Source organism: Ruegeria sp. BI7 (assembly GCF_056537925.1).
This window is the reverse complement of record NZ_JBQFSK010000001.1, coordinates 1,466,008-1,482,372: the sequence shown is the minus strand read 5'-3', so window position 1 is coordinate 1,482,372 and position 16,365 is coordinate 1,466,008. Positions and strand designations below refer to the sequence as shown.

Sequence of the window (16,365 nt, the reverse complement as noted above, 5' to 3'; positions counted from 1 at the left end):
AGTCTTGAAAGTTGAGTATCATGTCGCTGACCCTCGCCATCGTGGGGCGCCCGAATGTGGGCAAATCCACTCTGTTCAACCGCCTTGTGGGCAAACGCTTGGCCCTGGTCGACGACCAGCCCGGCGTGACGCGCGACCTGCGCGAGGGCGAAGGGCGTCTGGGCGATCTGCGCTTTACCGTGATCGACACAGCGGGTCTTGAGGACGCGACCGATGACAGCCTGCAGGGACGGATGCGTCGCCTGACCGAGCGCGCGGTGGATATGGCCGATGTCTGCCTGTTTATGATCGACGCGCGGGTGGGGTTAACCCCAACGGACGAGATGTTCGCCGAGATCCTGCGCAAACGCTCGAAACATGTGATCCTTGCCGCCAACAAGGCCGAAGGAAGTGCGGCGGATGCGGGTGTGCTTGAGGCGTATAATCTGGGTCTGGGTGAGCCCGTGCGCTTGTCGGGCGAACATGGCGAGGGGATGACAGACCTTTATGCGCAACTCATGCCGCTGGCAGATGCCGCGGCTGAGAAGGCCGAGGATGATGCCCCGCAAACCGATATCGAACTGGACGAAGACGGCGAGGGCGAGGCGCCGCTGATCACAGCCGCCAAGCCGCTGCAGGTTGCGGTAGTCGGGCGGCCAAATGCCGGAAAGTCCACACTGATCAACAAGATCATCGGCGAAGACCGCCTGTTGACCGGCCCCGAGGCTGGTATCACCCGCGATGCGATCAGCCTGCGGATTGACTGGGCCGATCCCGATGGCGACAGCACCCCGATGCGGATTTTCGACACGGCGGGCATGCGCAAGAAGGCTAAGGTGCAGGAAAAGCTGGAAAAGCTTTCTGTGTCCGACGGTCTGCGCGCCGTAAAATTTGCCGAGGTCGTGGTGGTGTTGTTGGACGCAGCCATTCCGTTTGAACAGCAGGACCTGCGCATCGCTGATTTGGCCGAGCGCGAAGGCCGCGCCGTCGTTGTCGCCGTTAACAAATGGGATATCGAAGAGAACAAGCAGGAAAAGCTGCGCGATCTGAAAGAGTCCTTTGATCGTCTGTTGCCGCAATTGCGTGGCGCACCGCTGATCACCGTATCTGCCAAGACTGGTCGGGGGCTGGAACGTCTGCGCGCTGCCATCCTGCGTGCGCATGACGTTTGGAACCGTCGTGTACCCACAGCAGCACTGAACCGCTGGCTGACGGCCATGCTGGAGCAGCACCCGCCGCCAGCGCCGCAGGGCCGCCGGATCAAGCTGCGCTATATGACTCAGGCCAAGACCCGTCCCCCTGGGTTTGTGGTGATGTGTTCACATCCCGACAAGATGCCAGACAGCTACACCCGCTATTTGGTGAATGGCCTGCGCGAGGATTTCGATATGCCCGGGTCGCCTATCCGCCTGACATTGCGTGGGCAGGGTGACAAAAATCCCTATAAGGGGCGACGCAAGAAAAACGCGGGCGCTCTGGCCAAACATCTCAAAGGTCGCGCGTAACTGCGCCAATTTTCAGCACTTTCGGCTGAAAGGCGTGACAGTCCCGCTGCCGCAGGCTAGCATTCGCCTGTGTGCATCTGTTTTTTGTGCGCGCTGCTTGATTACAAGCAAAACGCAAATAGTTTCGTGGTGATACTAATTGGGCCAAACGTGGGGACAGGCTGAATGAATTTGCGGGAATATACGCGACAATATGCGGTACAGGACAATCGGCTGGCCGCGCTAAGCTATTTTGGGACCTTCGCCGTTTATTTCGCGTCGCTGACGCTGGCAATTATCTTTGTCGACCGCTGGTACATCATGATCCCTGCTGGGATCGTGTTCGCCTTTTCAGCTGTGCGTCTTTACGTTTTGCAACATGATTGCGGCCACCATTCTCTGTTTGAGACCCGCGAACAGAATGAATGGGCCGGGCACGGTTTGTCGCCCTTCACTTTTGCGCCATTCGAAGTGATGAAGCAGAACCACAACCTGCACCATTCGGGGATCGGTAATCTGGAACACCGCGAAACGGGTGAAATCCACACCATGACCCTGCGGGAATGGAACGCTGCAGACTGGAAGAAGCGATTGTTCTACCGGCTTTACCGCAACCCGTTCGTTCTGGTTCCGGTTGGTGCGCTTTTCACCTATTTCATTCGCTACCGCTGGCCCAAAAACACGGTACGGTTTGGTGTGACCGGAGTTCTGCTGCACAATCTGTCGATCGTGATCTTCCTGGGGCTGCTTTATCTGATCGCGGGCACGACCGGTATTCTGGTCTGGCTGGTGTTCTCGTTGCTGGGGGGGATGCTGGGTGTGTTCTTGGTCTACCTGCAGCATAATTTCGAAGATACGTATTGGGACCGCCGTCCGGACCTTGATCCGCAATTGGCAGCCTTGCAGGGGTCTTCTGCTTTGGATTTTGGTTGGTGGTTCGACAATGCGGTGGCGTGTATCACGCTGCACGACATCCACCATTTCAACGCCCGTATTCCATCCTATCGGCTGCGGGCGTGCCACTATAACCTGCCGCCTGAATTCACCCCGCGTCGGATCAAGTTCCCCGAGGCGGTGGCGGCGCTGAATTTGAAACTCTGGGACGAAGATGCCAAGCGTCTCGTGCCATTCCCCAAAGAGGATAGAACCGGCACTCTGGCTCACGGCAGTTGACGCAAAGACGTCGCCGAAACTGCTCGCCGATTAGCAGGCGTCTGTGCCCAGTGTGCATTTAATTGAAAATGTAGGGAGAGAAAGGAAGGCTTAGTAATGACCGCAGTGACCGACGTTAAGGGTGTAGGAAAGGCGCTTGGGCAGGCGCTGATCGCCAATGGGTACAAAACCGCTGAAGCCCTTGCCAAAGCCAACCCTGCCGACCTGGTCAAGGTTCCCCGAATTGGTGCCTCTAGCGCGCCTCTGTTGATCGCCGCGGCGAAAGAGGCGATTGCAACCAAGCCCGCAGCGAAAGCGGCTGCGGCAAAACCTGCAGCCAAAAAGCCAACTGCGGCCAAGACTGCCAGACGCGCGCCCGCGCGCAAACCTGTGACGCGCAGGCCCGCCGCCCGGAAAACCGTTGCAGCCGCCGCTGCCGAGAAACGTGCCGAAGAGGCCGCGCGCAAAGCTGCCGAGGAAAAAGCCGCCGCGGAAGCCAAGGCGCGCAAGAAGGCGAAAGCCAAGGCCAAGGCCGAAAAGGCCGCCAAAAAGCTGCAAGAAATGGAGGCGGCGATCTCAAAGGCCAAGGACAAGGTGAAGGCCAAGGCCAAGAAGGACAAAAAGTCCAAGAAGGACGGTAAGAAAAAAGATCAGTCCAAGAAGAACGGCAAGAAAAAAAATCAGTCCAAGAAAGACAAAAAGAAGAAGGGTAAGAAAAAGGCGAAGAAGTAATCCTCCTTCGCCCTACGTTCTGCAAGACCGGCACAACGCAACGCGGGTGCCGGTTTTTTTATGCCAGCGTGCCGTCCAGCTGCAGTGTTCGTTTGCCGCCCAGGTATGGCGCCAGCACTTCGGGCAGGGTCACGGTGCCATCCTCGTTCTGTCCATTTTCCAGAACCGCAATCAGGCAGCGTCCAACCGCCAACCCAGAACCGTTCAGGGTGTGGACATATTCCGGCTTACCGCCACCTTCGGGGCGGAAACGTGCGTTCATGCGGCGGGCTTGGAAAGCACCGGTGGTCGAGACCGAGCTGATCTCACGGTACGTGTCCTGCCCGGGCAGCCAAGCCTCGATATCAAAGGTGCGGCGCGCGCCAAAACCCATGTCGCCTGTACACAGAACGACGGTGCGGTAGGGGATGCCCATCTGCTCCAACAGGTCCTCGGCACAGCGCAGCATGCGTTTCTGTTCCTCATCCGACTTGTCGGGATGTGTGATCGAGACCATTTCGACCTTTTCAAACTGGTGCTGGCGCAGCATGCCTGCGGTGTCCTTGCCCGCGCTGCCCGCCTCGGACCGGAAACAGGCCGTGTGGGCGGTCATGCGGATGGGCAGGGCGGCTTCGTCCAGAATGTCACCGGCCACTGAATAGGTCAGCGTCACTTCGGATGTGGGGATCAGCCACCAGCCATTGGTGGTCTGATAGCTGTCATCGCCGAATTTCGGCAGTTTATCAGTGCCGTACATCGCCTCATCGCGGACCAGAACCGGAGTCTGCATCTCGGTCAGGCCGTTCTTGTCGATATGGGTGTCCAGCATGAACTGGGCCAGCGCACGGTGGATACGCGCGACACCCTTCGACAGGTTTACAAAACGGCTGCCGCTGGTCTTGGCGGCGGTTTCAAAGTCCATCGCAGCGGCGACGGCGGGAATGTCGAAGTGTTCTTTCGGAGCAAAATCGAGTTCGCGCGGGGTGCCCCAACGGTTCACCTCGACATTGTCGTTCTCATCCGCACCTTGCGGCACATCCTCGGCGGGCAGGTTGGCGATGCGTGCCAGTTGGTCGGTTAGCAGCGCGTCCAGATCCTTGGCCTCGTTCTGCATGCGGGCGATTTCGGTCTTTTTCTCAGATACCAATGCGCGCAGACGCTGGAATTCATCCTCGTCCCCGCGCGCTTTGGCGGCACCGACCTCTTTGCTGGCCTTGTTCTGCTCCGCCTGAGCGGTTTCGGCGGCCAGAATCTTGGCCCGGCGGCTTTCGTCCAGCCGCAGCACATCTGACGACACCGGCGCATCCCCACGGCGCGCCAGGGCGGCGTCGAAGGCGTCAGGGTTTTCGCGAATGGCGCGGATGTCGTGCATGGTTCAGATCCTTAATGCGTGAATCACTAGGATCGCTTATGCACCATCTGAAAGGCAGGGTGTAGCACCGGTTACGACTTATCGGTGTCCTCGTGTGTTTCATGCGCCAGATGCCCGTCCCATTTTTCGGCGGGTATCTTCGGTTCGGGCGGATCGGCCATGTAAGACGGCGTCATGATCTGCACGTTGTTTTCGTTGAACACTGCAACGATGTTGCGGTGCAGATCCGAGCGGATTTTGGGGATGATACTGCCCCGCGTCGTATAGCCATTGATCTGATAATTTATCGCGTAGTCGGCCAGTGCAGTCCACAACACGAACGGCTCGGGCTTGGTTTTGATCCCCTTGGTGCGCTTGGCGGCTTCGATCAGCATGGCCTCGACCTTCTCAGGTGGCTCCTCGTATCCGATGCCGACTGTGGTGTGCAGTAAAAGCCCACTACCATCTGTTTTCTTTGAAAAATTCACGACATCCGAATTCATCAATTGCGCATTGGGAATCGATATCAACTCATTCTTGATGGATTTCAGGTGGGTTTCCATTAGCTTGATCTGCACCACATCGCCAATGTGGTCACCGATCTGAATACGGTCCCCGATCGAGGTTGAGCGGCGGTAGATAACGAATAATCCAGCCAGCATGTTGGACACGACCGAATTCGCCCCCAGCGATAGCATAGCGCCAACCAATATGGTCAGGCCCTGAAACGCGGCCGAGTCCGACCCCGGAATGTAAGGAACGGCGAAAACCAGCGCGATGAGGATGACGACGACGCGGGCGATATTGAAGGTCGGGTTGACCCAGTGCTTCTCGAAATCTCCCATATCGAACGACCCGGCCTCAACGGCATCAAAGAACACGCGCATGCCCTTGATGATGTACATCGTGACCCAGGTGATCAGGGCCAGCATGATCATGTTGGGGATGTAAGAGAGAATGCCTTTGAAGATCAGCAGAACCGGTTCGGTCAGGTAGGTCAGTAGTAATTGCGCAAAATAGCGGGTTTCGGCAAAGGCGAGCAGAACAAAGGACAGGTAGTAGTAGAAGCCCAGGAAAAAGATAATGAGCAGAACGAAATTCAGACCATACCTGACCAGTGCGGCAATCGCCTCGGCCTGAACACTTTTGGCAGTGGCGGTTTCCACATCCCGCAAGTGGCGTTTGACAAATTTTAGCGTGCGCCGCCTGATCCTGCGATGCATCCACAGGATCGCAACGATGAAAACGGCAAACCCAAGGGTCCACGCGGCGGCTTCGATCGCGCCGGATACGCGGGCCTGTTCCGTGCGATTAGCCCGATAGCCAAGGATGGCTTCTTCGATGGCCTGACCGTGTAGGAAGCTGAGAACATCCAGCTCCATCTGGTCCAGATCAGCATCTGCCACGGTCACAATGGACACGATCACACCATCCGCGCGAATTCGGATGCCAAGCTCGGTCTCTTCGAATGAAATGTCGACCGAGGGGTCTTCTGAGGCCTCGGCAACCTCGATGATCTTGTTCTGGACACTTTCCGCCCGTTCCGGCGCGGGCAGGGCGCTAGAGCCGCGCAGGAAGAACAGCATATCGCCGTCCACGATGACGGGGGCTTTGAAACTGTCTGTTTCCTCGGCCTCTGGTTCAACGATATCGGCGGGCGTTTCCTGTGCCCCAAGCGGTGCTGCAAGAAACAAAATCAAGGCCAGCAATGACAGCAAAAGCGTCAACGATTGGAATGGTTTGTAACGAGCTGTCATTGTCCCTCCTCAGGTTTGACTATAGCTGAGTTCAGGCCTCTGGCTAGGACATATCTGCAACGCTTTGACGCGAGTTCATGCGTTGGGATCAGGTTCAGGTGGGTCACAGCACCGCCTTTGCTTGCAAAGGCGCATCTCAGGGCATAGGTTCCCGCCAAATTTGCGGAACCGTGCCGCAATCCAAAGCAAAAGGAATATCCCATGGAAGGTGGCGCATTCGCCCAGTTTCTCCCGCTGATCCTGATCTTCGCGATCATGTATTTCCTGCTGATCCGTCCGCAGCAGAAGAAGATGAAGCAACATCAGGCCATGGTCGAGGCCGTGCGCCGGGGCGATCAAGTTGTCACCCAGGGCGGCCTGATCGGCAAAGTGTCGAAAGTCAAGGAAGGCGAGAACGAAGTCGAGGTTGAACTGGCCGAAAACGTCAAGGTTCGTGTGGTCAAGTCGACTATTGCGCAGGTTCTGAACAAGACCGAACCGGCGAAGTAACTTCGCGCGACAATTCCTTGAAAAGGCAGGGTAATGCTGCAAATTAATACCTGGAAGCGGGTTCTGATCTGGTCGGTCTGTGTGATCGGCCTGCTGATGGCCCTGCCGAATGCGTTTTACACGCGCGTCGAGCAATCCAACGATGCCAAAGCCGCGATTGAGCTTGGCATCGACACCCCCGAGATGCAGGCCCAGGCCGCACAATGGCCCAGCTGGTTGCCGTCGTCGCTGGTCAATCTGGGTCTTGATCTGCGGGGTGGTGCGCATCTGCTGGCCGAAGTGAAGGTCGAAGATGTTTACGAATCCCGGATGGAGGCGATGTGGCCGGAAATCCGAGACGCGCTACGCGATGAACGCGCGACTGTTGGTACGATCCGCCGGCAGGATTCGGCACCGGATGAGATTCGCGTTCGCATCAGCCAGCCCGAGGGCATGTCCCGCGCGCTGGAGGTTGTGCGCGGTCTGGCCCGTCAGGTGCAGACGCTGACCGGAGTGGGGGCTACCGATATTGAAGCCCGCGCCGATGGTGACACCATCGTCGTGCAGTTGTCTGAGGCCGAAAAGCTGGCCTCGGACGATCGCACCGTGCGGCAGGCTCTGGAAATCATCCGCCGCCGGATTGACGAGGTCGGTACGCGAGAGCCCACAATTCAGCGTCAGGGTGCAGACCGTATCCTGATTCAGGTGCCGGGCATTGGCAGTGCAGGTGAACTGAAAGAGATCATCGGCACCACCGCTCAACTGACTTTCAACTCGGTCGTCAGTCGCGGCACCGACCCGGACGCTGTTCCGGGGATAGGGCAAGAGGTCGTCCCGTCCATTGACGAAGATGGCGTTTATTACATCATTGAATCCGCCCCGGTTGTGACGGGTGAGGAACTGGTCGACGCGCAGCCCTCGTTCGACCAGAACGGTCGCCCGGCAGTCAGTTTCCGGTTCAACACGTCCGGCGCACGCAAGTTTGGCGACTACACGCTGGAAAACATCGGCGCGCCCTTTGCGATTGTATTGGATGACGAGGTGATCTCGGCCCCGGTGATCCAAAGCCATATTCCGGGCGGGTCGGGTATCATCACCGGTAACTTCACCGTTGAAGAAAGCACCAATCTGGCGGTCCTGTTGCGAGCGGGTGCATTGCCTGCGGGGCTGGAGTTCCTTGAAGAACGCACTATCGGTCCCGAGCTGGGGCAAGACAGCATCGATGCCGGTAAGGTGGCAACCATCGTGGCCTTTGTCGCGGTGCTGACCTTCATGGCGCTTAGCTATGGTTTGTTTGGCGTGTTTGCCAACATTGCGCTGATCATCAACGTCGGGCTGCTGTTCGGCCTGCTGTCGCTGATCGGGGCCACGCTGACCCTGCCGGGTATTGCGGGGATTGTCCTGACGGTCGGTATGGCGGTGGACGCCAACGTGCTGATTTTTGAGCGTATCCGCGAAGAACTGAAATCCGCCAGAGGCCCGGCGCGTGCCATTGAGCTGGGTTATGAAAAAGCCCTGTCGGCTATTCTGGACGCAAACGTTACCACTTTCATCACCGCCGTGATTCTGTTTGCCATGGGCAGCGGGCCGGTGCGCGGGTTCGCGATTACGCTGGGCCTGGGTATTCTGACTTCGGTCTTTACCGCGATCTTCGTGACGCGTTTGATGATCGTGATGTGGTTCGAACGCCGTCGTCCGAAAATGATCGAGGTTTGACATGAGACTGAAACTCGTACCCCAGAACACCTCGTTCGATTTCTTCAGCCGCTGGAAGGTCTGGCTGGGTATCTCGGCCCTGATGATGGTCGTGGCGTTTACGTCTTTCATGCTGCAAGGGCTGAACTTCGGTATCGATTTCCGTGGCGGGACCACGATCCGGACCCAATCCGCACAGGAAATCGACGTCGGCGCCTATCGCGACGCGATCTCTCCGCTGGAGCTGGGCGACGTGAGCATCACCGAGATTTTCGACCCTACCTTTGGGCCGGATGAAAACGTCGCCATGATCCGCATTCAGGCGCAAGCAGATGCCGAGGCCGTCTCGGCCGCGACGGTTACCGCCGTGGAAGAGGCGCTGAAGGTGGCAGCGCCGGATATTGAATTTGTATCCGTTGAATCCGTAGGACCCAAAGTTTCAGGCGAGTTGATCCAGACGGCTGTAATCGCTGTGGTTTTGGCCATCGGGGCGGTGCTGGTCTATATCTGGCTGCGCTTCGAATGGCAGTTTGCGCTGGGGGCAGTTGCGGCGCTGGTGCACGATGTGATCCTGACCATCGGCATCTTTTCAGAGCTACAAATTCGGTTCGATCTGGCCATTATCGCGGCGCTTCTGACCATCGTGGGTTATTCGCTGAATGACACTGTGGTCGTGTTCGACCGTGTGCGTGAGAACCTGCGGAAGTACAAGAAGAAAGATCTCAAAGAGGTTCTGAACATCTCGATCAACGAAACGCTCAGCCGGACGGTGATGACCTCGGTGACCACGCTGCTGGCGCTGATCTCGCTTTATGTGCTGGGCGGGGATGTGATCCGTGGTTTCGTCTTTGCGATGATCTGGGGCGTGATCGTGGGAACCTATTCTTCGGTCTTTGTGGCTTCGACCATCCTGCTGTGGCTGGGGGTCAAACGCGACTGGTCCAAGCCGTCCAATACGGCGGGCAATCAGTTTGCCAACATCGACGCCTGATATATTCGGCCAGTCCCCAATGGGGCTGGCCGTTATCATTTTTGCGGCTTTCCTCGGCGGCGTTGTTCGCGGGTTTTCCGGATTCGGCACCGCACTGATTTTCCTTCCTCTTTCCACACCCTTCCTTGGTCCATTCGGAGCCATCATCGGCCTGACCATAATGGACATCTTCGGCCCATTGCCGAACCTGCGTCGCGCTTGGCATGTTGTGCATCGCAAGGATCTGTTGCGGCTGTTGGTGGGCTGTGCGCTGTTGCTTCCTGTAGGGTTATGGGTGCTGACCAAGGTTGAACCCGAGGTTTTCCGCTATGCCGTCAGTCTGCTGGCGCTGTTTATGCTGGCCGTGCTGATCCTTGGCTTGCGGTATCACGGCCATGTTGGTCGGGGGATGGTTGCGGGAATAGGTGCAGCGGCCGGGTTTCTGGGCGGCGTGGCGGGCTTGCCCGGCCCGGCGGTAATCCTGTTTTACATGTCGCGCCCCATACCGGTCGAAGTGATCCGCGCCACGATTTTATTGTTCCTGTTCGGGTTCGATTTCCTCCTCCTTGGGTTCCTGACCGGGATGGAGCGGATCACTTGGGCGGCGGCGGCATTAGGCCTTGCATTGGCCGTGCCCAATTTGCTGGGCAACTGGCTGGGCGGTTGGTTGTTCCGGCCCGCGTATGAAAAGCTGTATCGCGCTGCGGCTTACCTGGCGATTGCGGTTGCGGCCTTGTCGGGCCTACCGCTTTGGGGCTAGAACACGGCCATGCGCCTGAATGAGATTTCCTATACCAATGCGGTCCCGGTTGATGGGTATGGCCCGGGCTTTTTTCGGATCGGTGGGCAGGTATATGAGGGAGCCGTTCTGACAGGCCCCGCCGGAACCACGACCTGGGACGGGTATGAGGACAACGCGCCGCTGCTGGAACTTTCCGATACCGTGGACGTTTTGTTCATTGGCACCGGGGCTGAACTGAATCACATTCCTGCTGATCTGCGCACGGCCCTGGAAAATGCCGGGATCGGAGTTGAGATCATGAACTCTCCGGCTGCGTGCCGCACGTATAACGTGCTGTTGTCCGAAGGGCGGCGCGTTGCGCTGGCCTTATTGCCGGTCTGATCTGTCGGCAGGGCCTGCGTCAAATCTCACCTTTTGCGCCTGACGGCAATGAGATAAGCGGGACCCATGACACTGACTGTGACCGATCTGGCCATCGCCCGTGGCGGCGTTCCTGTGCTTGAAGGGCTGAGCTTTGCTCTGCCGCCGGGCAAGGCGTTGATTCTGCGCGGGCCGAACGGGATCGGTAAGACGACCTTGCTGCGCACACTGGCCGGATTGCAGCCGCCGCTGGCGGGGCAGATTGACGGGGCTGAGGATCAGATCGCATATGCCTCGCATTCCGACGGGTTGAAGCCGACATTGACGGTGGTTGAGAATCTGACCTTTTGGGCCTCGGTCTTTGGCACTTATGAAATTCAGCCCGCGCTAGACGCCTTTGCGCTGAACGAATTGTCTGATCGTCATGCTGGTAACCTGTCGGCCGGGCAAAAACGGCGGTTGGGTCTGGCGCGCATGCTGGTCACGGGGCGGCCAATCTGGATGCTGGATGAGCCCACCGTATCACTGGACCGTAATGCAGTGCAGATGTTCGCTGATGCCGTTCGCGCGCATTTGGGGCAGGGCGGTTCGGCCCTGATCGCCACTCATATTGACCTTGGCCTGGACGGAGAAGTTCTGGATGTCGGCCGCAACAAGGCGAAACCCAAACCCATCGAAGATTTCGACGGAGGCTTCCTGTGATCGCCCTGTTGCTGCGTGACCTGAAACTGGCCTTCCGCGCGGGCGGGGGGTTTGGTCTCGGTCTGGCGTTTTTTCTGATCGTGACCGTTTTGGTGCCATTTTCAGTAGGGCCGCAATCCTCGCTGCTGTCGACCATCGCGCCGGGTGTTCTGTGGCTGGGCGCGCTGCTGGCTTGCCTGTTGTCGCTGGACCGCCTGCTTGCACTGGATTGGGAGGACGGCTCGCTGGACCTATTGGCCACCGCGCCGCTGCCGTTGGAAGCGGTAGTGACCATCAAGGCGCTGGCCCATTGGCTAACCACTGGCCTGCCACTGGTTCTGGCCGCTCCGTTTTTGGGCGTGTTGCTGAACCTGCCGGTGCCGGGGTTTTTCTGGCTGGTCGTATCGCTGTTGATCGGCACCCCGGCAATGAGTGTCATCGGCACTTTTGGCGCGGCCCTGACCGTGGGCCTGAAACGTGGCGGATTGCTGCTATCCCTGCTGGTCCTGCCGCTGTACGTGCCGACCCTGATCTTTGGGGCCGAAGTCGCGCGCCGTGGGGCGACGGGGATGGAAACCCAGACCCCGCTGTTGATGCTAGCGGGGATCACCGCCGCGACAATCGCCCTTTTGCCCTTTGCCAGCGCAGCGGTGCTGCGCATTAACCTTCGCTGACGTGGTCAAACTTTGACTGATGTCAATTGAGAACGAACCCGACTCGGACTAGATAAGGCCCATGTCTATCGCAGCCAAAGCCAACGCCCTCTGGGAATACGCCAATCCGCGCAAGTTCCTTGCCACCAGTGAACGGGTGATGCCGTTTTTCTGGGCATCATCGCTTGCCTGCATCGTGGTAGGGCTGGTGTGGGGGTTCTTCTTCACACCGGATGACTACAAGCAGGGATCGACGGTCAAGATTATCTATCTGCATGTGCCTGCTGCGCTGATGGCAATCAATTGCTGGCTGATGATGCTGGCGACCTCGCTGGTGTGGCTTGTGCGGCGCCACCATGTCAGCGCGCTGGCGGCGCGTGCAGCGGCCCCTGTGGGTATTGTGATGACCCTGATCGCGCTGGCGACCGGGGCGATCTGGGGGCAGCCAATGTGGGGCACCTGGTGGGCCTGGGATCCGCGCCTGACCTCGTTCCTGATCCTGTTCCTGTTCTATCTGGGCTATGTCGCACTGTGGGAAGCTATCGAAGACCCTGATACGGCGGCCGATCTGACCTCGGTCCTGTGTCTGGTCGGGTCTGTCTTTGCGCTGCTCAGCCGCTATGCCGTGAATTTTTGGAATCAGGGGCTGCATCAAGGCGCATCCGTGATGCGGGCCGCCGCCGTGACCGGGGCGGATACCGAAGAGAAGGTCAGCAATATTTATTTCTACCCACTTTTGCTGTGCATCATCGGGTTTGTACTGCTGTTCATTGCTCTTGTTTTGTACCGCACGGGTACGGAAATTCGCGCGCGCCGGGTCAAGGCGCTGTTGGCGCGGGAAAGGGTAAGCGGATGATCCCTGATCTCGGAAAATATGCCGATACGGTTCTCTGGTCCTATGCAGCCTCGATCGGATTGCTGGCGCTGCTGATTGTGTTCAGCATCGTACGTGGCCGCAAGGTCCGGGCCGAGATGGAAAAGGTCGAACAAAGGATGACGCGCAATGGCTAAAATCTCACCCCTGATGATTGCGCCGCCGCTGATTTTTGGCGCTTTCGCCGTTCTAGCGGGCATCGGCATGTTCCGCGATGACCCCAACGCGTTACCGTCGGCCCGCGAAGGCCAACCCGCGCCGCCGGTGGTCCTGACGGAATTCGCGGGCAAGACAGGGTTTGATGATGCCACGCTGCGGGACGGAGAGGTCAAGCTGGTCAACTATTGGGCCAGCTGGTGCGCGCCGTGCCGGGTTGAACATCCCAACCTGCAGGCCCTGTCAGATGAGGGCATCCCCGTTTACGGCATCAATTACAAGGATCAACTGGCCAACGCCGAAGCCTTCCTGACCGAACTGGGCGATCCCTATGCCGGAATCGGCCGGGACGAACAGGGGCGTATGGGATTGGATTGGGGCGTTTATGGCGTACCTGAGACCTATGTGATCGATGGTGAGGGCACGATCATCCTGCGCTTTGCCGGGCCGATAACTCAGCGCGTGATCGAAAGCACGATCCGTCCGGCGTTGGAAAAAGCGGCAGGCAATTAAAGCCGCGATGGTTTAACCAAATGAGAAATGAAAAAAGGCGTCCAATCGGACGCCCTTATTTTTATAGCGTGCAGGTTTAACCAGCTTTCGCCAAGTTCCGCAGCACATATTGAAGGACGCCGCCGTTTTCGACGTATTCGATCTCGGGCGCGGTATCTATGCGGCACTTGAGGGTGATGGTCTTTGTGGTGCCGTCGCCATAGGTGATAGTGCAGGGCACCTCTTGCAATGGTTCAACCTTATCCAGACCATCAATCGAGACCGTCTCATCCCCCTTTAGCCCTAGAGATTTCCGGGTGTCGCCGCCGGTAAATTCGAAGGGGATCACGCCCATGCCAACTAGGTTAGAACGGTGGATGCGCTCAAAGCTTTCGGCGATCACGGCCTTGATGCCCAGCAACGCGGTACCCTTTGCCGCCCAATCGCGTGAGGACCCGGCGCCGTATTGCTGCCCCCCAAACACCACAAGCGGAACGCCCTGTTCCTGATAGGCCATCGACGCGTCGTAGATCGAGGTCTGCTGACCGTCCGGACCTTTGGTATAGCCGCCCTCGACGCCATCCAGCATCTCGTTCTTGATGCGGATATTGGCGAACGTGCCGCGCATCATGACCTCGTGATTGCCTCGGCGCGAACCGTACGAGTTGAACTCGCGCGGCTGGACCTGACGCTCTGTCAGGTACTTGCCCGCAGGCGAGGTTGCCGCAAAGGACCCCGCAGGTGAGATGTGGTCGGTGGTGACCATGTCGCCCAGAATGGCCAGAACCTTGGCGCCGTCGATGTTCGAGATGGTACCCGGTTCGGGGCTCATACCCTGAAAATAGGGCGGGTTCTGGATGTAGGTCGAGGTCGGCGGCCAGTCATAGGTTTCCTGTTGCGGAACTTCGACCGCCTGCCATTTGTCGTCGCCTTTGAACACGTCAGCATATTTCGACTGAAATGCCTCGCGGGTGACGGTTTCCTGCACCAGATCGGCGATTTCCTTCTGGTCGGGCCAGATATCTTTCATGAACACATCATTGCCGTCCTTGTCCTGACCGATCGGTTCCGAGGTCAGGTCGATATCCATGGTGCCCGCCAGCGCATAGACCACCACCAGCGGAGGGGAAGCCAGATAGTTGGCGCGCACATCCGGCGAAATCCGACCCTCGAAGTTGCGGTTGCCCGACAGAACCGAGGTGGCGACCAGATCGCCCTCGGCAATCGCTTCGCTGATTTCCTTCTGGATCGGACCCGAGTTGCCGATGCAGGTGGTGCAACCATAGCCCACAAGGTTGAACCCGATGGCGTCCAGATGCTGTTGCAGCCCGGCGGCCTCAAGATATTCGGTCACAACCTGCGATCCGGGGGCCAGCGAGGTCTTGACCCAAGGCTTACGGTTCAAACCCAGCTCATGCGCCTTTTTCGCCACCAGACCGGCCCCGATCATCACATACGGGTTCGATGTGTTTGTGCATGAGGTGATCGAGGCGATTACCACTTTGCCCGAATCCATGGTGTAGTCTTCGCCTTTGACGGCGACTTCCTTGGCCATCGGGCGTTTGAAGGTCTCAGCCATTTCCTTGGTGAAAGCGGCTTTGGCGCCAGTCAGTGCGACATAGTCCTGTGGACGTTTCGGACCCGATATGGCTGGAACGATAGTGCCCATGTTGAGCGACAGGGTGTCCGTGTAGATCGGGGCGTAGTTTTCATCCCGCCACAGGCCGTTCTCTTTGGCGTAAGCCTTAACCAGCGCCAGGCGATCCTCGTTGCGTCCGGTATTGCGCATATAGCGCAGGGTTTCGCCATCAATCGGGAAGAAACCGCAGGTCGCGCCGTATTCCGGTGCCATGTTGGCAATGGTCGCGCGGTCAGCCAATGGCAGGCGATCCAAACCGCTGCCGTAGAATTCGACGAATTTGCCAACCACGCCTTTTTCGCGCAGCATCTCGACCACTTTCAAAACCAGATCGGTCCCGGTGGTACCTTCGACCATTGCGCCTGTCAGCTCAAAGCCGATGACCTCGGGGATCAGCATCGAGATCGGTTGGCCCAGCATCGCGGCCTCGGCCTCGATCCCGCCAACGCCCCAGCCCAGAACGGCCATGCCGTTGACCATGGTGGTGTGGCTGTCGGTGCCGACCAGAGTATCGGGATAGGCAACTTCCTCTCCGTTCTGGTCTTTGTCGATCCAGACGGTTTGGGCCAGATATTCAAGGTTTACCTGATGGCAGATGCCGGTGCCGGGTGGCACAACGCGGAAATTGTCAAACGCCGACTGCCCCCATTTCAGAAACTGATAGCGTTCCATGTTTCGTTCATATTCGCGATCCACGTTCATCTGGAACGCGCGCGGATTGCCAAACGCATCAATCATGACTGAGTGGTCGATGACCAGATCCACCGGGTTCAACGGATTGATCTTTTGCGCGTCACCACCCAGCGCCTTGATCCCGTCACGCATTGCGGCCAAATCGACGACGGCCGGGACGCCCGTGAAGTCCTGCATCAATACGCGGGCAGGGCGATAGGCAATCTCGCGCGGGTTTTTACCACCATTTGCGCCCCATTCGGCAAAGGCTTTGATGTCATCAACCGAGACAGAAAACCCGTCATCCTCAAACCGCAGGATGTTTTCCAACACCACTTTCAGTGCCGCAGGAAGTCTGGAAAAATCACCTAGACCGGCCTCTTGCGCGGCGCGAATCGAGTAATAGGCAATGGACTTGCCGTTCACGCTCAGGCTGCGGCGTGTCTTGGCGCTATCCTTTCCAACGGTAATGGGCATTGTTGGCCTCCCTTTCAAAATATTGGGTTTGGGGATTTGCTGATTGTTTTCT

Annotated in this window: 16 protein-coding genes; 13 read left to right on the top strand and 3 right to left on the bottom strand. The window is 58.2% G+C overall.

All coding sequences use genetic code 11. The features are described 5' to 3' along the window. The first annotated feature begins 20 nt into the window (after window positions 1-20). The 3 genes from der to ACR0JB_RS07420 all read left to right on the top strand — a co-directional run bounded on the left by der (window position 21) and on the right by ACR0JB_RS07420 (window position 3,347). Window positions 21-1,484, top strand: a complete 1,464-nt coding sequence (gene der / locus ACR0JB_RS07430) for a ribosome biogenesis GTPase Der (protein ID WP_170396259.1) — start codon at window positions 21-23, stop codon at window positions 1,482-1,484. A 165-nt stretch (window positions 1,485-1,649) separates the two neighbouring features. Further along, entirely contained in the window at window positions 1,650-2,636 is a 987-nt protein-coding gene (locus ACR0JB_RS07425) for a fatty acid desaturase (RefSeq protein WP_170396257.1), read from the top strand. 96 nt (window positions 2,637-2,732) lie between these two features. Continuing rightward, entirely contained in the window at window positions 2,733-3,347 is a 615-nt protein-coding gene (locus ACR0JB_RS07420) for a helix-hairpin-helix domain-containing protein (protein WP_170396255.1), read from the top strand. Between the two features lie 58 nt (window positions 3,348-3,405). Here ACR0JB_RS07420 and serS read toward each other — a convergent pair whose 3' ends face one another. Both serS and ACR0JB_RS07410 read right to left on the bottom strand, forming a co-directional pair. Next, window positions 3,406-4,698: a serine--tRNA ligase gene (serS, locus tag ACR0JB_RS07415; RefSeq protein ID WP_170396253.1), complete on the bottom strand. Its 1,293-nt coding sequence runs from the start codon at window positions 4,696-4,698 to the stop codon at window positions 3,406-3,408. Between the two features lie 71 nt (window positions 4,699-4,769). After that, entirely contained in the window at window positions 4,770-6,434 is a 1,665-nt protein-coding gene (locus ACR0JB_RS07410; RefSeq protein ID WP_170396251.1) for a mechanosensitive ion channel family protein, read from the bottom strand. 201 nt (window positions 6,435-6,635) lie between these two features. On the opposite strand from ACR0JB_RS07410, the gene yajC reads away from it, so the two are divergent. From yajC to ACR0JB_RS07360, 10 genes are all read left to right on the top strand, one after another. Next, the gene (gene yajC, locus ACR0JB_RS07405; protein ID WP_058280646.1) at window positions 6,636-6,923 is read left to right on the top strand and encodes a preprotein translocase subunit YajC; all 288 of its coding nucleotides are present in this window, start codon (window positions 6,636-6,638) and stop codon (window positions 6,921-6,923) included. 33 nt (window positions 6,924-6,956) lie between these two features. Beyond that, window positions 6,957-8,618, top strand: coding sequence for a protein translocase subunit SecD (gene secD / locus ACR0JB_RS07400; RefSeq protein ID WP_170349110.1), 1,662 nt, complete (start codon window positions 6,957-6,959; stop codon window positions 8,616-8,618). 1 nt (window position 8,619) lies between these two features. Beyond that, a complete protein-coding gene (gene secF / locus ACR0JB_RS07395) occupies window positions 8,620-9,588 on the top strand; it encodes a protein translocase subunit SecF (protein WP_170349109.1) in 969 nt (322 codons plus the stop codon). After that, window positions 9,569-10,327: a sulfite exporter TauE/SafE family protein gene (locus ACR0JB_RS07390; RefSeq protein WP_254428447.1), complete on the top strand. Its 759-nt coding sequence runs from the start codon at window positions 9,569-9,571 to the stop codon at window positions 10,325-10,327. Before secF ends, ACR0JB_RS07390 begins: the two co-directional genes overlap by 20 nt. 9 nt (window positions 10,328-10,336) lie before the next feature. Then, the gene (locus ACR0JB_RS07385; protein ID WP_170375855.1) at window positions 10,337-10,690 is read left to right on the top strand and encodes an Mth938-like domain-containing protein; all 354 of its coding nucleotides are present in this window, start codon (window positions 10,337-10,339) and stop codon (window positions 10,688-10,690) included. A gap of 66 nt (window positions 10,691-10,756) precedes the next feature. After that, window positions 10,757-11,371 carry a heme ABC exporter ATP-binding protein CcmA gene (gene ccmA, locus ACR0JB_RS07380; protein ID WP_170359062.1) on the top strand — a complete coding sequence of 205 codons (615 nt, stop codon included), beginning with the start codon at window positions 10,757-10,759 and terminating at the stop codon, window positions 11,369-11,371. Continuing rightward, window positions 11,368-12,024: a heme exporter protein CcmB gene (gene ccmB, locus ACR0JB_RS07375; RefSeq protein ID WP_170349106.1), complete on the top strand. Its 657-nt coding sequence runs from the start codon at window positions 11,368-11,370 to the stop codon at window positions 12,022-12,024. The genes ccmA and ccmB overlap by 4 nt, the downstream gene beginning before the upstream one ends. Before the next feature lie 61 nt (window positions 12,025-12,085). Then, on the top strand, window positions 12,086-12,859 hold the full coding sequence (locus ACR0JB_RS07370) for a heme ABC transporter permease (protein WP_170359058.1): 774 nt from the start codon (window positions 12,086-12,088) through the stop codon (window positions 12,857-12,859). After that, window positions 12,856-13,014, top strand: a complete 159-nt coding sequence (gene ccmD / locus ACR0JB_RS07365; protein WP_170349104.1) for a heme exporter protein CcmD — start codon at window positions 12,856-12,858, stop codon at window positions 13,012-13,014. Before ACR0JB_RS07370 ends, ccmD begins: the two co-directional genes overlap by 4 nt. Then, on the top strand, window positions 13,007-13,546 hold the full coding sequence (locus ACR0JB_RS07360) for a DsbE family thiol:disulfide interchange protein (protein WP_170349103.1): 540 nt from the start codon (window positions 13,007-13,009) through the stop codon (window positions 13,544-13,546). The genes ccmD and ACR0JB_RS07360 overlap by 8 nt, the downstream gene beginning before the upstream one ends. A 76-nt stretch (window positions 13,547-13,622) precedes the next feature. Here the strand turns inward: ACR0JB_RS07360 and acnA are convergent, their stop codons facing one another. Further along, window positions 13,623-16,313 carry an aconitate hydratase AcnA gene (acnA, locus tag ACR0JB_RS07355; RefSeq protein WP_480643953.1) on the bottom strand — a complete coding sequence of 897 codons (2,691 nt, stop codon included), beginning with the start codon at window positions 16,311-16,313 and terminating at the stop codon, window positions 13,623-13,625. Window positions 16,314-16,365: the final 52 nt, after the last annotated feature.

Excerpts from the sequence above, each read along its gene's own strand:
- acnA (WP_480643953.1), bottom strand. The coding sequence starts at position 16,313 with ATGCCCATTACCGTTGGAAAGGATAGCGCCAAGACACGCCGCAGCCTG.
- ccmD (WP_170349104.1), top strand. The coding sequence starts at position 12,856 with ATGATCCCTGATCTCGGAAAATATGCCGATACGGTTCTCTGGTCCTAT.
- ACR0JB_RS07360 (WP_170349103.1), top strand. The coding sequence starts at position 13,007 with ATGGCTAAAATCTCACCCCTGATGATTGCGCCGCCGCTGATTTTTGGC.
- der (WP_170396259.1), top strand. The coding sequence starts at position 21 with ATGTCGCTGACCCTCGCCATCGTGGGGCGCCCGAATGTGGGCAAATCC.
- ACR0JB_RS07385 (WP_170375855.1), top strand. The coding sequence starts at position 10,337 with ATGCGCCTGAATGAGATTTCCTATACCAATGCGGTCCCGGTTGATGGG.
- ACR0JB_RS07420 (WP_170396255.1), top strand. The coding sequence starts at position 2,733 with ATGACCGCAGTGACCGACGTTAAGGGTGTAGGAAAGGCGCTTGGGCAG.
- serS (WP_170396253.1), bottom strand. The coding sequence starts at position 4,698 with ATGCACGACATCCGCGCCATTCGCGAAAACCCTGACGCCTTCGACGCC.
- ccmA (WP_170359062.1), top strand. The coding sequence starts at position 10,757 with ATGACACTGACTGTGACCGATCTGGCCATCGCCCGTGGCGGCGTTCCT.
- ACR0JB_RS07370 (WP_170359058.1), top strand. The coding sequence starts at position 12,086 with ATGTCTATCGCAGCCAAAGCCAACGCCCTCTGGGAATACGCCAATCCG.
- secD (WP_170349110.1), top strand. The coding sequence starts at position 6,957 with ATGCTGCAAATTAATACCTGGAAGCGGGTTCTGATCTGGTCGGTCTGT.
- ACR0JB_RS07425 (WP_170396257.1), top strand. The coding sequence starts at position 1,650 with ATGAATTTGCGGGAATATACGCGACAATATGCGGTACAGGACAATCGG.
- ACR0JB_RS07410 (WP_170396251.1), bottom strand. The coding sequence starts at position 6,434 with ATGACAGCTCGTTACAAACCATTCCAATCGTTGACGCTTTTGCTGTCA.
- yajC (WP_058280646.1), top strand. The coding sequence starts at position 6,636 with ATGGAAGGTGGCGCATTCGCCCAGTTTCTCCCGCTGATCCTGATCTTC.
- secF (WP_170349109.1), top strand. The coding sequence starts at position 8,620 with ATGAGACTGAAACTCGTACCCCAGAACACCTCGTTCGATTTCTTCAGC.